Below are 15,662 nucleotides of genomic sequence, written 5' to 3'. Positions count from 1 at the left end.
CGTGTCCTGGTTATTTTTTTAGTTCCTGAGCTTCATTAACTTTTATAATTTCAGTGATTTTAACACTGTAATTGTCATCAACAACAACAACGTCCCCCTTGGCAATCAAGCGGCCGTTGGCAATGACATCAACTTGATCGCCAGCTTGTCGATCCAGTTCGATGATATTCCCCAGGGTCAGATCAGCAATGTCTTTTATCTTTTTCCTTGTCTTCCCCAGTTCGACGGTTATTTCAATCGGCACCGACATCAGCAAATCCAGGTTGTTGCCGGAAATCGTTTCGGCTCTCTGTTCGCCGCCAAGTGGCCGGTATTCATATGCCGCAACCTGAACCGGTTGCTGAGGCGGTGCATAAGCGTTCATGGCCGGCTGAGCGGCTGCCTGTTCGTTTTTCACCACCCGATTGACCGGCTGTGCCGGTTGCGGTTGCGGCGGCGGCGCTTGCTGCGCCTGTACCGGTGGTGCTTCGTATGGCACTTCCTGCATCGCCGGTGCCGGCTGAACGGGAGCTGGTTGCGGCGGAGCTTCCGGTGGCGGTGCCGGGACTTCTTCTTCCTCATCAATGCCGCTGACCCCCATCGACATTTCCACTATTTCTCGAGCCAGGGCGGGTTCCATCGCACTGATAAATTCACTCTCCACTAACCCGTCAATGCTCAAATGAAAGTTAATGCTGACCAGATTTTCTCCCTTCAGGGAAAAAAGCTCTTTGATGCTTTTATTATTGGTTGTGTCTAAAAGTACCGGCGGTGAAATATTCACGACCCTTCCTAAAAATGAAGCGAGTGCCCCAGCTGCCGCACCCATCATCTGATTCATGATCTCGCCAATTGCACTTTTGCTGATTTCATCAAATTCAATGTCGTCGCTGGTCTCCATATCAAATAACTGAGACAGGATTTTTTTCATGTCTGTTTCTTTTAACAACAGTACATTGGCACCTTCAATCCCCTCAACGTAATTGATCAATACGCCAATAACCGGTTCCAGATCTGTAAACTCGAACTCTTCAACCCCGATGGTTTCAATCTTCGGGGTGGTAATGTTTACTTTCGTATTCAGGATGGTGGACATGGCCGTAGCCGCTGTTCCCATACTGATGTTCATAACCTCTCCTATGACATCGACTTCCATGTTTGTTAATTTATCGTTATTCGTTTCTGCACTTGTCATCAGATTGGTTCACTTCCTCTCTCAGTAAGCTCTTTTATTTCGACGGCCATTTTGTTCTTATACGCTCCCATTTCGCCTTTAAACCATACCTCGTCATTCACCACAATATCCACCAGTGAGTTCGCCGCTTTATTCAGCTTGATGATGTCTCCCACTTCCAATTCAAAGATATCTTGAGATAATACCACAGTATCGCCTAAAACGCCTTTAATTTCCAGGTTTGTCTGTCTGATTTCGTTAATAATTTTCAATCTTCGCTGTTCTTCAGCCAGATGGTCCCCTCTTTTGATGTTCTTCTTTGTTTGCGACACCTTCTTTTTGAAAAGCATATCTAGTGTTGTCGCGGGAATACAGATGTTTATTTTTCCCATGGTGTCATTGACCTTTATACTCATTACAATGATGACGACATTTTCATCTGCGCCGACACCTTGTAGAATTCTCGAATTTGTTTCTATTTTCATTAATCGGGGCGCGATCTCCAGATAATCAAACCAGACATTTTTCATCAGGTTGATCATCCCCTTCATCAGATAGTCCAGCACGCCGATTTCAATTTCGGTGTATTCCCGGTCCTCTTTGAGGGGAATCCCCGGTCCGCCCAGTAATCGGTCAAAACAGGCATAGCCAATTTCTTTGGACATGTCCATGATGACCAGGTCTTCTTCATCATCGCTGTCTTTAATGTCGAAATCAATGAGTCCCATCAGTACGGAGTCTGGCAACGCATTGTTGAATTCATAAAACTGCATTTCTTCGACTTCGACAATTTCGATCAGGCTATAGGTTTGCAGAACCCCTGTAATATGAGAAGACAGCAGCCTTGCATAGTTTTCATAAATGCTGAACAGATGCTTGAGCTGCTCGCGGGTGAACAGCTTCGGTCTTCTGAAGTCATAATCTTTCACCTTCTTTTCAGGTGTTGTTTGAGTATCCGCTTCATCGTTTCCGCCGATTAAACTGCTTAAAAGGCTGTCAATCTGACTTTGCGAAAGAATTTCTGCCATAATCGTATCTCCTAGTATTGTCTTCTAATTCCGTACCATGGTTTGTGCTGCTTCTTGACTGCCACTTTTAATACCAACTGTCGTAAAGTCAAATTTCTGTAGCTAAAGCTATTTTTGATAAAATGGTTACACAACCAGAACATCGTCGATGATTCTTGCGATTGCCATGGCTTGATTTTCAATTGTAGCGATTATAAATGCTTTTTTTAAAGGCTATAATCTTGGAAATAACCTGCGCCGAGCTTTCAATCACAACATAGTGCTTGCCATTGACCAATCCAATGGTTGTGTCGGGCTTTTCTTCAATTACTTCGATCAGATCACAGTTCAAATAAAACTTCTCATTGCCTTTTTTTGTCAATTTGGTTAATTCTATCATATTACCACCCTTTTGAAGTTTTAAACAGCACTGCCCGAAGGAGTTTTTCTCCTTCGGGCCGGCCTTGCTATTTCAAATTTTATCGTTTAAGATTGATCAGTTCTTCAAGGATCGAATCCGATACAGTGATCAGTCGTGTGTTGGCCTGAAAACCACGCTGCGCTGTGATCATTTCGGCAAACTCCGCCGCGATATCGACGTTTGACATTTCCAGCGAAGACGACTTAAGGCTGCCGGTTCCATTTTTTCCCGGCGATGTCGCTATCGGATCACCAGAGTTTGCTCCCGGTGCATAGTAGCCATCACCCTCCCGGCTCAGACCGTCGGGATTGGCGAATTTCACAACCGCCATCTGCCCAATCTTCTGCGGCGCATCATCCGTTTTAACGGTACCGACGATGACATTTGACAGCGTTCCAATTGTAGCAAATTTATCTTTATCAACATTCAATGATAGTGTTCTCTTAGTATCTGCATCTGCACTTGCTAGATTAATCTCTGTATCCGTTCCATTCCAGTCTCCGGTAACAACATGGTCTGTGCCGCCCTTGTCTTTAATGGTTGCTGAAACCGTCATCTTTTCCGCAGTTACCGTTCCAAGTTTGTAACTGCCATTAGCCAGAGCAGTAGTAACGACAACACTAAAAGTTAGTGTTGTTAATACCGTACCAGCAACATTTTTTAATGGAAAACTCACCGTTCCTGATACTTCTGTCCCGGGAATCGAAGTATCGGTTCCATCTTGCTTTTTCCCTGTCAAGGTGTAGGTGATATTCCCATTCGTATCGGTGGCTTTTGTCATTGTTAGGTCGCCAATAAGATTTATATCCTCAGCAGCAATATCATCTTGATATGTTATTGCCGGATCAGTAGCAACTGTCTCCTCTGTGAATTTCACCTTGTTATCCTTAATCGTCGTGGTCATTTTGATATCGCCGGTATAATTCGATTCTTTATCGACCGCACCCGACGTCACGCCCACCGCTTTGGCATTGAAGGCCGCTACCGGATCGCCGGATTTGATCCCGGTGATTTCACCAGTTGGCCCAATCGCAATGCCGGTGTATTTTTCCAGCTCGGCCGGGTCAACATGGATTGCCGCCAGATTCTCGATTTTTATGGTCCCATCATCTTTCAGATCAAGTTTGCCGTCTTTAGTCGGAATCCCCAGCACCCGGCTGCCGCTGCCGTCGGTCAGGTTGCCTTCCGTATCAAAGCGCAGATCACCAACCCGGGTGTATCTGATCGCTCCTTCATTCGTTTTTACCGGGATGTAACCTTCGCCGTTGATGTAGACATCCAGAGCGCGACCGGTGTCGGCGCCGGAAGAGATGCCGTTGTTCACATCAATGCTGCCAACCTTGGCACCATAGCCCAGCTGGCTTGAATTGATGCCGCCTGTTTCGGTATCACCGGCGGCCGCGGAGCTCAAATTCTGGTAAAGCACATCGGTAAAAACCACCCGACTGGATTTGAATCCATAGGTATTGGCATTCGCGATATTATTACCGATTACATTTAATTTCGTCATATGGGCGGCCATTCCTGACACCCCCGAATACATTGCTCTTAACATTTTTTAATCCTTTCTATTGTACCGCTTAAAAGCTTATCTGTCAGTCAAAGCTTTTTAGTTTCCTCATAGAGGGCCAACTATATAAATACGGCACCATCAATATCACTGAATAGTTTATTTTTCATTTCGTTTTTATCCATTACCGTTATGACCCGTTTATCCGTCGCATTCACAATAAATGCCGAATCGTCCATCATGATCAGCGCATTGCCGATTCCTTTTTCCTGAGCCTGATCACAGGCATTACCCAGTTTTTCCAGATCACTCTGTGTCACTTCGATATTCCGCTGCTCTTTTCTGATATTGGCATGTTTCGAAAAAGTGACGGTATTGCTGATCTGCTGCTCAAGTATTTGCTGAAAACTCTGCCCCGATTGTTTCGTCGCACTGGTTGTTGTTTTCTGCTCAGGTGTTGATGTCAGTCTTTCCGTTTGGCGAATGATTGCATCATTCAAACGGTAATAGTTTGTGTTGATTGCATCAGCCATTTTATCACCCCAGCTTTCAAAAGGCTGTTATTTTTATTCTGACTGCGAAACTGTCAGAATATCGCTCATATCATAGGAATTGCCGTTGACGATTATTTTTGTTTCGCCGTTATACAGGCTCACCCCATCAATCTTCCCCATGATGATATTCTGCGAACCATCAGTTCCCGCCTCTTTCAGGGTCACATCTTTTCCAATCAGGCTGACGCTGTAAGCAGTTTTGGACTGCTCGGTCAATTCTGTCAGCGACTGAACCATCGAATACTGAGCCATTTGGGCCATGAATTCCGAGTTGTCTGTTGAATTATACATATCCTGGTTTTGAAGCTGGGCGACCATTAACTTCAGAAAGTCGTCCATATCCATCGCATTGGTTTTTGTCTTTGCGGTACTGGTTGCCGTGGTTGCGGCCGTACTGGCGGCATAGGCACTAAGTGCATCGGTTGCCATGGTTTTTCCTCCTTATATCAAATAATTAACTCTGTAGTTGCCATTATTCAGCAAGTTCTGCGGAATTGTGACATTCATATCTTCGTCACTGGCCTGCTTCAGACTGTTGAAGATCCTGCTGTTGCGGATCAAACTCTCACGGAGCTGCGCATCGTTCTGCTGCTGTTGTGCAAAATCGGAGCCCCCGTTCATCAGCGATGCTGAGTTCTGGTTGCTGCTGCTTGTGGTCTGTTCCACTGGTGTATTGACATGAACACTGTCGACCTGAACATTCTGAAGTGCCAGGCTTCGCACCAACTGGTTAATTTCTTTTCCCAGCAATTTCTGTGTTTCCTTGCTCACCGCCATAATATCAATGACGAGTTTACCCTGGTCGTACTTCATTTGAACGTCAATGTCACCTAAATTCTCCGGTGACAGGGTCATTGTAAAGCTGACCGGTTTGCTGGCATCGTAGTTTTGCAGCACTTTCTGTTCAACCTGCTGAGCTAATGCCACTTTGGGAGTGGTCGGCACCGGTTGTTCCTTACTGACGTTTGCAACCCCCATCGGACCAATCTGAGCATTGTTGTCTGACCCGCTTAAGCCGTCATCATTTTCTGATCCTTCGGAAATGCCTAGTTCCGACGCGGCTTCCTTCAATGTCGAGAAACCCGTTTTTGTGGCGGCATCTTCCGGTGAGCTTAAAGCATTTTGCGAATTGTCTGCGTTGTTTAGCATGGCTGCCGCTTCACCTGCTGCGGTTGTTGTCTGACCTTCTCCGTTAAGTATAGTCTGTTGACTGCTCTGCCCAGCTGTTATTTCATTTGTCGCTGTCTTTTTCTGTGTGTCAAGTCCTGCCGTCTGCGCCCCTGTTGTGTTTTCAGTCATTGCCATGATTTTCTGATTCTGACCATTAAATCCGGCTTGTTGCATCGCTTGAACTGCTGCACTTGTCTGATTCTGTCCATTAAGATCAGTCGGTTGCAAAACTTCTGAAGCTTCGCCGGCTGCCGCCATTTGTTGTTTCTGTCCGGTGATTTCCTGAAAATTCAGTAGCATACCATTGCTGTTTTCGTCAGGAACCGGGATGCTGTCCTGTGCCAGGCTATTCACTGCCTGATTGGTCTGGTCTGTAGCTGGATGCTGCCCCATGCCTGCTAACAGGGTGCTGATTTCCTTACCGAGTTGGTTCCCGTCATTTTCTGGATCAGTATTTGGTATGACTGCCGCCAGCGCTGTCTGATAGTTCTGCACCATACTGAGCAGATCATTTCCAATTGATGTTGCCGCACTTTCCTGGCTTTGCTCAACCGTTGGATCGCTGTTTTCATTGTCTATCTTCGTCGAAACAGCTTCTTTTGAAGTCTCAACTTTTTCCGGTTGCCCTGCTTTTGCGAGTCCTTTATTCGGTTGTGAATCCTGATCGTTTATCCCATTCTGAGCCATGTCACTCCTGGAACGATTGAACAGATCTTTAAACTGCGTACGCTTCTCACTGAATCCTTTTTGTTCCAATTTGCTGCTGCCTACATTTGCGGCAACGTTGAGTAATCCTTTCATTGCTGAATTACCCGTTGAATGAAACTCTAAATTCATTATTTTCCTCCTTTCATCAATAATATTTTGTTTTTTAAAAACCGGAGCAATGCTTTCGATCACTCCAAATATATAACAGTCAAAATTGACTGGTATAATTGAGATTAAATTTGGTAACCATCATCGTTGATATTATCGTTTATATTATAGAAAACTCTATTTTTATAAATTTTTTCGCTTGTCTCTATTATATATTAAGCCTTTAATATAATGCAACTCATTTAAAAGCATTTAAACAATTTTTTATGATCCTGCAACAACCGGTTTGCCACGCTTTAATACTGAAACCTGAAACATAAAAAAAACGACGGTTCAGTCGTTGCATTAATGGCTTTAGCACATCTCAATCTGCAACTGGCTGTCATGTAAATAAATTTAGTTAGACCCTATAGTTTTGCGTCCTTACTTTTCAGTAAGTATGCCGATATTTCATTGTAATCATGTTACTTTATAAGTCTCTTGCTGTCAATATAAAAAAGGCGCTTCTAAGCATTTATAAATTAAATACCGGTCAATACCATGGTTTACCGGTATTTACAGGTTATAGGAACGCTGCTTGATTTTTTCATTTCGGCTCATTCATTTTCAAGTTGCACTTGACAACATTCCTCATTTTTGATATTCTTTCTTGTGTTTACAAGAAAATAAAAAAAGCGTTGAAAAAAGATATGATTGTCGGGTCCATGTTTAAAGCGAGCAGATGATGGTGTAAGGTCTGTATTCAAACCTGAGCAATGGCACTTTTGGAGCTGCAGGCATTATTCGTTATTCAGAGTAATGTTTGACGTGAAACTCGTTATAGAAGAAAGTGGTCTGCTTTTGGCGGACAACTTGGGTGGAACCGCGGAATAACCGTCCCTTGTGTAAATACAAGAGACGGTTTTATTTTTTTAATCAACAAAATGCTGTAAGCTTTACGAGCGGGTTTGGTGTTAAACCCGTACCGACCAATTGTTAATCAGTTGTATGCCGCAAGATCGGACAGGCTGTCGCCATGTCCGCCATGATGCATAGAGCCTGCCCCTTAGGGTGCAACACGATGTAACAATTGTCGGTACTACGTTAGCATTTTGTCTTCAAGCCAGTTCATCTACATCGTACTGTCTGCCCTACAGTGCGAAAATTGGTTCGCGTAAAACTACGCATAAAGCAATATTGTATTAATTTAGGAGGAAAAAATGTCAGAATTTACGATGGCTGAAATTGTCAGTCTTGCAAAAATGAGGGGAATTATTTTCCCTGGTTCAGAAATATACGATGGTCTTGCCAACAGTTGGGATTACGGTCCGCTTGGCGTCGAGATGAAAAACAATGTAAAGAAAGCCTGGTGGAAGAAATTTATTCAGGAATCTCCCTATAATGTTGGGTTGGATGCTGCGATTCTGATGAATCCCCAGACCTGGGTTGCTTCCGGCCATGTCGGCGGTTTCAATGATCCGCTGATGGATTGCAAAGCCTGCAAATCCCGTTTTCGGGCTGATAAACTGATTGCCGACTACTTTTTTGAAAAGGGCGAGGATGTCATTGTTGATGGCTGGTCCAATGAGCAAATGCTGACTTTCATCAACGAAAACAATATCGTCTGTCCAGAATGCGGAAAACTGGATTATACCGATATCCGCCAATTCAATCTGATGTTTAAAACGTTTCAGGGCGTCAACGAAGATACTGCCAGTGAGATTTTTTTAAGACCAGAAACAGCTCAGGGTATTTTTGTCAACTTCAAAAATGTCCAGCGAACCGCACGCAAGAAAGTGCCTTTTGGTATTGGACAGGTTGGCAAGTCGTTCCGCAACGAAATCACCCCCGGCAACTTCATCTTCCGAACCCGTGAATTTGAGCAGATGGAACTTGAATTCTTCTGCGAACCCGGCACCGACATGGAATGGTTCAACTACTGGAAAGAATTCTGCCGAAAATGGCTGTTCGATTTGGGCATGAAGGATGAAAATATCCGTTTCAGGGATCATGAACAGAAAGAACTTTCCCATTACAGCAATGCCACCACCGACGTTGAATTCCGCTTCCCGTTTGGCTGGGGCGAACTCTGGGGAATAGCGGACCGAACGGATTTCGACCTGACCCAGCATCAGACCCACTCCGGCAAAGACATGCGCTATACCGATCCCGTCACCAATGAAAAATACATTCCCTATTGCATTGAACCTTCGCTGGGCGCGGATCGTGTTTTCCTGGCCTTTTTATGCAACGCCATGGAAAAGGAAGAAATCACCACTGGCGATAAAACTGAAGAACGGAATGTCATGCGCATCCATCCTTTCCTTTCCGCCTACAAAGCTGCCGTACTGCCGCTTTCCAAAAAACTGAGCGACAAAGCGACGGAAGTCTACGAGCTGCTGTCCAAAAATTTCATGATTGAATATGATGAAGCCGGCAGCATCGGAAAACGCTACCGCCGTCAGGACGAAATCGGCACGCCATTCTGCGTGACCGTGGATTTCGATACCCTGGAAGACCAATGTGTCACTCTAAGAGACCGTGACACCATGGTCCAGGTCCGCGTTCCTATCGACGAAGTCGTTCAATATATCGCAACCCGCATCGAATTTTAAGCAAATAAAAAAGGCTCCTTACGGAGCCTACAGACTTTAAAGGCAGCACGAACGTAGTACCGACAATTGTTACATCATGTTGTATGCCTCAGAGCGGACATCTCGAAGAGTGTCCGATTCTGCAGCATACAACAGATTAACAATTGTCGGTACGGTGTTTTGCTGAGAACCTAAAGGCTCCTAACGGAGCCTTTTTTGGTTTGTGATTAGGATTCTTTAATTGCCAGAACATCTTGTGGACATGCTTCAACGCAGATTCCGCAAGCAATACATTTTGAAGGTACATCTTTGTCTGGTGATTTAACAACCAGGCCAAATGGACATGCTTCAACGCATTTTCCACAGTTTACACACAGTTTTTTACTGATCATGTAAACACCTTTGGCATTTTTGGTGATTGCTTCGTTTTCACAAGCTTTGGCACATTTACCGCATTGAACACAGGTCAGTGTTTTTAAGCTGCCATCTTCTTTTGTGGTAATCTGGATGCAGGCCAATTCTGGAACCTGTTCTTTGTAAAATGCATTTGCACAGGCTAATTCACATGCTAAACATGCCACGCATGCTTCTTGATCTTTTACTACTACTTTTTTCATTGTTACTCCTCCTCAGGGCCAATTCGAATTTGTTTTTATTTTAACATATGATTCATTCTACTTTGAAAAATTTAGATTGTCAATGTATTGGAGAATTTTTACTGCAATTCCTGTTGTTTGACGTTTTTCATTAAACTTATGAAATTATTTGTCCTGCTCCCCAATCGCAGTTTTATTTTGTCTTGCTATGTAATTAACTGCAAATAAAAACGGATGACCGATTGCTCCCGATTTAACCAGTATCACATATAAAATGTCACTCTGCTTAAATCCGCAATCCATCACCCGGAATTTTTTTACGACTGTTGTTTTAATTTTGCAGCCTGATCACTCGTAACCAGGGCATTGATCATTTCATCGATATCGCCATCCAGGAAGGCTTCCAGCTGGTAGACCGTCAGGCCAATCCGATGATCTGAAATTCGTCCCTGGGGGAAGTTATAGGTTCGGATCCGTTCGCTTCGATCGCCGGTGCCCACCTGGCTTTTTCGGTCTTCCGCTATTTCACTGGCCTGCTTCTGCTGTTCGATTTCCAGCAGTCTGGATTTGAGAACTTTCAGGGCTTTGTCTTTGTTTTTTAGCTGCGATTTCTCATCCTGGCAGGTGACCACCATGCCGGTCGGCAGATGGGTGATCCGAACCGCGGAATCGGTGGTGTTGACACATTGTCCGCCGTTTCCGGAAGACCGGTAAACATCCACTCTCAAATCATTGGCATTGATATCAATTTCGACATCTTCCGCTTCCGGCAGCACGGCAACCGTCGCAGTGGAGGTATGAATTCGGCCTCCGGATTCGGTCGTCGGGATTCGCTGGACGCGGTGTACGCCACTGTCATATTTCAATCGGCTGTAAGCGCCCTTACCTTCGATCAGAAAAATAATTTCCTTGATCCCGCCGATATCGGGAATGCTCGAACTGAGGATGTCACTTTTCCAGCCCTGACGTTCAGCGTATCGCGTATACATTCTAAACAGATCGCCGGCAAACAGGGCGGCTTCGCTACCGCCGGCTCCGGCCCGGATTTCAACAATAACGTTTTTGTCGTCGTTGGGATCCTTCGGCAACAGCAGCACTCTCAGCTCTTCTTCCTGCTGAGCGCTTTTTTCTGTCAATTCTTCAAGCTCGGCCTCCGCCATCTCCTTGAAATCTTTGCCTATTTCTTTATCCGCCAGCATTTCTTTGGCATCTTCAATGCCATTCAATGTTTTTGAATATTCATTGTATTTCATAATGATCGGTTCGATGTGGGCCTGTTCTTTCATCAGCTTCCGCCATTGGTTCTGATCTGCAATCACCTCTGGATCGCTGATTTTCTTATTTAATTCGGCATATTGACCTGCCAGAAAGTCTAGTTTATCTAACATATTGCTCCTTATTTTTTTACAGGCAATTGCGAAACGGTTGCAAGCTTCGCTGCCGGTTTACACGAAACAATTTTTACACTGTACGGCGGACAGTTCTCCGAACTGTTCGCCTACACGTTACAAAATTGTTTGTGTAAACCGCCATCAAAGCAACAATTGTTCGTTCTTTTGAATCTTCGCAATTATCTATTCTTACGGGGAATTAATTTTTACAAAAGTCGGTCGTTTTTCTTATATCCGCTACAACAATTTTTATACCTCTAACTATTTCTAAAATAATCTGATCTTTTTATTCTATCACAGTTTGATCATTTTTCAAAAACAAATCTTGCGCACATTTCTTCGGATCGACAAAAAGTGTTCGGCCTTTGTTTTCCAGATACTTGATCAGACGGCTTGTCTCCAGATTGATGATCAATTCATCCGGAAAATCCACATTATCCAACACTTTATCCGCATAGGTGAAATCGCCGATTGCGGTTGCAAAATGCGTGTCGGTGCCGAGAATGACCGGGATCTCCAGTTCTTTGCAGCGGTTGGCAATCCATTCACAGTTCGGCTTAGATCCCTTTCTGACGATGAATGAGCCATTGTTGATTTCAATCAGTGTGTTGTGTTTTTTTGCATCCTGAAGAATCACTTCATAATCCAGCTCATAGGTCGGATTGCCAAGATGGCAGATAAAATCGACCTCGGGATTGGCAATGGCACCTAATACGGCACTGGTATTTTCATTTTTGGTTTTCGGTTTAAAGGTCGGCGTATGGAGCGACGCCGATCGGATCTCCATTCTGTCGAGATACTGCCTGGGAATATCCGTATTGCCGTCGGTATCCATGATATTGCTCTCGATCCCCTTGAGCACTTTGACATTGTTCAGTTTCCCGGGAATAACCCGCAAATTGGCAAAGAACAGCGGCGTGGGTGCTCCCGGCAGCTCCGATCCATGCTCCGTAATACAGATCAATTCGAGGTTCTTTTTGGCCGCGGCATCAATGAGTTCCAGGACGGTGCTGTAGGCATGACCGCAGGCCAGAGTATGGGTGTGTGCGTCCAATACATAATTTCTCATTTTTCATTTTCCTCCCTGTTTTGCTTCTCTTCCGCTTGCTTTTTCTTCAACTTCCGTTTTTCCACTTCGAGTTCGTTCTGATGGGCAACGCGGTCGCAGAATACCTGGGCAGAATGATAGCCATATTGTTTCGTGCGATTATTGATGGCGGCTGTTTCAATGATGCAGGCCAGGTTTCGGCCGCCGGATACGGGAATCATGACTTTGGGGACTTCGATTCCCAGAATATCGAGTTTTTCTTCATCAAGTCCCAAGCGGTCGTAGGGAGACCGTTCGTCCCAATTTTCCAGCCGGATCACCATATCGATTTCCACCACACGTTTAACCGCTCTGGCGCCATAAAGCGTCTTGACATCGATGATCCCGATTCCTCTGATCTCCATAAAATGCTGCAGCAGTTCCGGTGCCGTGCCCGTCAGATGATTGTCGCGAATGCGTTTGACTTCGACCACGTCATCGGCAATCAGACAATGGCCCCGTTTTACAATTTCCAGCGCTGTTTCACTTTTTCCGATGCCGCTGGGCCCGGTAATCAGAACGCCGACACCGAAAACTTCCACCAGTACGCCGTGCAGGCTGACCGTTGGCGCCGTCAGTTCATCAAGATAGTTGACCAGGTGGTAAAAAAGAGAATTGGTATGCTCCTTGCTTTTTAAAAGCGTGCGGCCGTATTTTTTCGCGGCTTCCAGGAAAAAATCGGCCTCGTCCAAATCCCAGCAGACAATAAAGCAGGGAAATTCATAAGCAAAGAAATCATCGATGCGCTGCTTTCTCACTTCGATATCAAGGTCACACAGATAGGCGGTTTCCACCTTTCCGATCAGCTGAATCCGATCCTTGTCGAAATAATTGTAATAGCCATGCAGCTGGAGTCCCGGTCGATTGATGCCGCTGTCGCCCAAGTTCAATTCGTTTGATTCATAATATATTTTTTCTAAATTCAGCTCTTTGCAGAATTCGTCCAGATCTACTTTTCCATTCATTCGCTTCTTTTCTCTTTTCATAAATTTATTACTGACTAATTTACCCAACTATTCCACCTCAAAGTTCTGTTGCCAGAAAGCGTCTTTACGACTCTCTGTGGAAATATTCAACGATTGCCTGGGCTGTTTTTTTCTGCATCCCAGGGATTGTCATTATTTCTTCCATATTCGCTCTTTTTATCGCGTTGATATTACCGAAATGCGCCATCAGCACCTCCCGACGTTTTTTACCCACGCCCGGTATTTCTTCCAGACGTGATGTCAGCATTTCTTTCTTTCTGAGCACCTGATGATACCCGAGGGTATACCGGTGGACTTCTTCGGATATTTCAAAAAGGAACACCCCCAGTGGTGTGGCTTTTTTCAGCGGGTATTCCTGCCCTTTGAAATGAATTCCGCGGAGACGATGGTGATCATCCTTTACCAGGCCGCAGACCGCAATGCTCACCGGATACAGCGAGACGATGCTTTCCACCGCAGCAACATGTCCCACGCCCCCGTCGATCATCATGATTTCCGGAAGCGGCAAAAAAGTGTTTGGCAGCTGGGTTTTCATGGCGCGTTCCATTCTTCTAAACACCATTTCCTGCATGCTTGCATAGTCATTCTGACCTTCAACCGACTTGATCTTAAAGCGACGACAGGCATTCCGATTCAGTCTGCCCTCTTCAAAGACAACCATCCCACCGACATTGTTCGTCCCGCTGATATTGGAAATATCATACGCTTCAATTCGCTTTGGTTTTGTTTCCAGCTTAAGAAGATCAGCCAGGCCGTCCAGACGGCTTTGGGAGCGCTCCAGCTTCTGTCTTTTCTCGAGCAGATGCTGCTTCAGCGCCAGGTCGGCATTTTCTTCTACCATCTCCAGCATCTTCATCTTTTTTCCTTTTTGGGATATTTGAATTTCAATCTTTTTTCCGGCGGTTAAATTAAGCCAGGCTTCGATGGTTTCCCTATCGTCGATTTTTTCCTTCAGAATAATTTCTTTGGGAATAAATCCGCAGCTGGCATAATACTGTTTGACAAAACTTTCCATGACTTCGGAAACAGCGACTTCTTTAATACCTTCCATAAAGAAATGATCACGTCCCATGAGTTTTCCTTCTCTGACATGAAACACCTGAATGCAGCCAATCTCATCCTCCGTAGCCATTGCAATGAAGTCCTGATCCTGTTTGGAATTGGAGATGATTTTCTGCTTTTCCACAATATGTTCAATGCCCGCTATCTGGTCCCGATACTTTGCGGCTTCTTCATAATTCAGATTCAGCGATGCCGCCTTCATTTTGTCTTTGAGGCTTCTGATCAGATTGGGGTGCCGGCCATTTAAAATATCCAGAATGGCCTGAATATCCTGGCGGTATTTTTCCCGGGATACATTTCCCTGGCAAGGCGCCTGACACTGACCGATATGATAGTTCAGACAGGGGCGACCATTTTTTTTCCCGGATATCACCTGACGGCTGCAGGTTTTCAGCGGATAGATCTTCAGAATGGCTTCGATGGTGTTTTTTACCGCAAAGCTGCTCGTGAACGGGCCAAAATATTTGCCGCCATCCTTTTTATACTCTCGTGTCATCATGATTCTTGGATATTCTTCATTCGTCGTTACTCTGATCCAGGGATAACTTTTGTCATCCTTGAGCAGGATGTTATACCGGGGCATATGTGTTTTGATCAAATTGCATTCCAGTATCAGCGCTTCCATTTCGGAGCCCGTCACGATCGTTTCGATCGTTTCGATATGTGAAACCAGCACCGCCGTTTTGGATGTCAGGTTATGCGGCGAATGAAAATACTGGCGTACCCGATTACGGAGGTTGATCGCTTTGCCGACATAAATAATCTCTCCCTGGTTGTTCTTCATCATATAGATACCCGGACTCTGTGGCAGGTCCTTTAGTTTGTTTTTGTCATACATTGTTTTTCACCTGAGTTGTTTTGTCTTAAAATAATCTTTTTTTTATATTTTCCTGTTTATTTACCGGTTAACTTTGGTATAATAATAATACTATTTAAACATTGATTGATCTTAAAGAAAGGAAGTGTTACCATGTTTGAAAAATTAACATCTGATGGCCACAACACCTTAGTTTCCTTCGGCAATTTCGAAGTAAAAATCGTTCCCAAAATTTATGGTGGTTATACATTGACTAAATCCGTTCGGGATGAGCCTTTTAAAATTATTGAAATACGTGAGATAAGACTTCCGATTTCAGAAAAAGAAGTTATCAAAGAAGCCAAAGAACTTTTGAAACGAAATTATGAATCTATTGACTTCAATAATTATTGTACCACATAAATCTTGAGTTCTGCTTTTTTTGGATTGATTTTGGCATCCGCACCAACGGCCATACTCTGATTTTGATTTTGGCTTGGTTTTTAAGAAGAATCCAGCTGTCCGCTGAATTCTTCTTGT

General features: G+C 44.5%; 14 protein-coding genes, 1 riboswitch and 1 other annotated feature. Of the genes, 2 read left to right on the top strand and 12 right to left on the bottom strand.

Annotated features, from left to right (window positions below; all coding sequences use genetic code 11):
- Positions 1-10: 10 nt before the first annotated feature.
- The 7 genes from fliY to GH808_RS11160 form a co-directional block, all read right to left on the bottom strand.
- On the bottom strand, positions 11-1,174 hold the full coding sequence (fliY, locus tag GH808_RS11190) for a flagellar motor switch phosphatase FliY (RefSeq protein ID WP_186842880.1): 1,164 nt from the start codon (positions 1,172-1,174) through the stop codon (positions 11-13).
- Complete coding sequence (locus GH808_RS11185; protein ID WP_186842879.1) at positions 1,174-2,181, bottom strand: flagellar motor switch protein FliM; 1,008 nt, start codon at positions 2,179-2,181, stop codon at positions 1,174-1,176. Before GH808_RS11185 ends, fliY begins: the two co-directional genes overlap by 1 nt.
- 178 nt (positions 2,182-2,359) lie before the next feature.
- Complete coding sequence (locus GH808_RS11180; RefSeq protein WP_186842878.1) at positions 2,360-2,560, bottom strand: flagellar FlbD family protein; 201 nt, start codon at positions 2,558-2,560, stop codon at positions 2,360-2,362.
- A gap of 79 nt (positions 2,561-2,639) precedes the next feature.
- Positions 2,640-4,136 carry a flagellar hook-basal body complex protein gene (locus GH808_RS11175; RefSeq protein ID WP_186842877.1) on the bottom strand — a complete coding sequence of 499 codons (1,497 nt, stop codon included), beginning with the start codon at positions 4,134-4,136 and terminating at the stop codon, positions 2,640-2,642.
- 77 nt (positions 4,137-4,213) lie between these two features.
- A complete protein-coding gene (locus tag GH808_RS11170) occupies positions 4,214-4,624 on the bottom strand; it encodes a TIGR02530 family flagellar biosynthesis protein (protein ID WP_186842876.1) in 411 nt (136 codons plus the stop codon).
- A gap of 33 nt (positions 4,625-4,657) precedes the next feature.
- Positions 4,658-5,074, bottom strand: a complete 417-nt coding sequence (locus tag GH808_RS11165) for a flagellar hook capping FlgD N-terminal domain-containing protein (RefSeq protein ID WP_186842875.1) — start codon at positions 5,072-5,074, stop codon at positions 4,658-4,660.
- 12 nt (positions 5,075-5,086) lie between these two features.
- Entirely contained in the window at positions 5,087-6,652 is a 1,566-nt protein-coding gene (locus GH808_RS11160; RefSeq protein WP_186842874.1) for a flagellar hook-length control protein FliK, read from the bottom strand.
- Positions 6,653-6,998: 346 nt separating this feature from the next.
- A riboswitch (cyclic di-GMP riboswitch) is annotated at positions 6,999-7,085 on the bottom strand.
- A gap of 214 nt (positions 7,086-7,299) precedes the next feature.
- Positions 7,300-7,515: a binding site (T-box leader), on the top strand.
- A 315-nt stretch (positions 7,516-7,830) separates the two neighbouring features.
- On the opposite strand from GH808_RS11160, the gene GH808_RS11155 reads away from it, so the two are divergent.
- The gene (locus GH808_RS11155; protein ID WP_186842873.1) at positions 7,831-9,225 is read left to right on the top strand and encodes a glycine--tRNA ligase; all 1,395 of its coding nucleotides are present in this window, start codon (positions 7,831-7,833) and stop codon (positions 9,223-9,225) included.
- A gap of 206 nt (positions 9,226-9,431) precedes the next feature.
- Here GH808_RS11155 and GH808_RS11150 read toward each other — a convergent pair whose 3' ends face one another.
- The 5 genes from GH808_RS11150 to uvrC form a co-directional block, all read right to left on the bottom strand.
- Positions 9,432-9,821 (bottom strand): 4Fe-4S binding protein, encoded by a 390-nt coding sequence (locus GH808_RS11150; RefSeq protein ID WP_186842872.1) that lies wholly within the window; start codon positions 9,819-9,821, stop codon positions 9,432-9,434.
- 296 nt (positions 9,822-10,117) lie between these two features.
- Entirely contained in the window at positions 10,118-11,188 is a 1,071-nt protein-coding gene (gene prfA / locus GH808_RS11145; RefSeq protein ID WP_186842871.1) for a peptide chain release factor 1, read from the bottom strand.
- Between the two features lie 289 nt (positions 11,189-11,477).
- Positions 11,478-12,260, bottom strand: coding sequence for a phosphatase (locus GH808_RS11140; RefSeq protein ID WP_186842870.1), 783 nt, complete (start codon positions 12,258-12,260; stop codon positions 11,478-11,480).
- Positions 12,257-13,243 (bottom strand): HPr(Ser) kinase/phosphatase, encoded by a 987-nt coding sequence (hprK, locus tag GH808_RS11135; protein WP_186842869.1) that lies wholly within the window; start codon positions 13,241-13,243, stop codon positions 12,257-12,259. The genes GH808_RS11140 and hprK overlap by 4 nt, the downstream gene beginning before the upstream one ends.
- 85 nt (positions 13,244-13,328) lie before the next feature.
- Positions 13,329-15,164 (bottom strand): excinuclease ABC subunit UvrC, encoded by a 1,836-nt coding sequence (uvrC, locus tag GH808_RS11130; protein ID WP_186842868.1) that lies wholly within the window; start codon positions 15,162-15,164, stop codon positions 13,329-13,331.
- Positions 15,165-15,296: 132 nt separating this feature from the next.
- On the opposite strand from uvrC, the gene GH808_RS11125 reads away from it, so the two are divergent.
- Complete coding sequence (locus GH808_RS11125; protein WP_186842867.1) at positions 15,297-15,545, top strand: hypothetical protein; 249 nt, start codon at positions 15,297-15,299, stop codon at positions 15,543-15,545.
- Positions 15,546-15,662: the final 117 nt, after the last annotated feature.

The sequence above is a fragment of the Acetobacterium fimetarium genome (assembly GCF_014284475.1).
Lineage (GTDB): Bacteria > Bacillota > Clostridia > Eubacteriales > Eubacteriaceae > Acetobacterium > Acetobacterium fimetarium.
Note: the sequence above shows the minus strand (reverse complement) of the source record. Positions and strands in the feature narration are given on the sequence as shown.

Coding starts and splice junctions, on each gene's coding strand:
- fliY (WP_186842880.1), bottom strand. CDS start 1,174: ATGACAAGTGCAGAAACGAATAACGATAAATTAACAAACATGGAAGTC.
- GH808_RS11185 (WP_186842879.1), bottom strand. CDS start 2,181: ATGGCAGAAATTCTTTCGCAAAGTCAGATTGACAGCCTTTTAAGCAGT.
- GH808_RS11180 (WP_186842878.1), bottom strand. CDS start 2,560: ATGATAGAATTAACCAAATTGACAAAAAAAGGCAATGAGAAGTTTTAT.
- GH808_RS11175 (WP_186842877.1), bottom strand. CDS start 4,136: ATGTTAAGAGCAATGTATTCGGGGGTGTCAGGAATGGCCGCCCATATG.
- GH808_RS11170 (WP_186842876.1), bottom strand. CDS start 4,624: ATGGCTGATGCAATCAACACAAACTATTACCGTTTGAATGATGCAATC.
- GH808_RS11165 (WP_186842875.1), bottom strand. CDS start 5,074: ATGGCAACCGATGCACTTAGTGCCTATGCCGCCAGTACGGCCGCAACC.
- GH808_RS11160 (WP_186842874.1), bottom strand. CDS start 6,652: ATGAATTTAGAGTTTCATTCAACGGGTAATTCAGCAATGAAAGGATTA.
- GH808_RS11155 (WP_186842873.1), top strand. CDS start 7,831: ATGTCAGAATTTACGATGGCTGAAATTGTCAGTCTTGCAAAAATGAGG.
- GH808_RS11150 (WP_186842872.1), bottom strand. CDS start 9,821: ATGAAAAAAGTAGTAGTAAAAGATCAAGAAGCATGCGTGGCATGTTTA.
- prfA (WP_186842871.1), bottom strand. CDS start 11,188: ATGTTAGATAAACTAGACTTTCTGGCAGGTCAATATGCCGAATTAAAT.
- GH808_RS11140 (WP_186842870.1), bottom strand. CDS start 12,260: ATGAGAAATTATGTATTGGACGCACACACCCATACTCTGGCCTGCGGT.
- hprK (WP_186842869.1), bottom strand. CDS start 13,243: ATGAATGGAAAAGTAGATCTGGACGAATTCTGCAAAGAGCTGAATTTA.
- uvrC (WP_186842868.1), bottom strand. CDS start 15,164: ATGTATGACAAAAACAAACTAAAGGACCTGCCACAGAGTCCGGGTATC.
- GH808_RS11125 (WP_186842867.1), top strand. CDS start 15,297: ATGTTTGAAAAATTAACATCTGATGGCCACAACACCTTAGTTTCCTTC.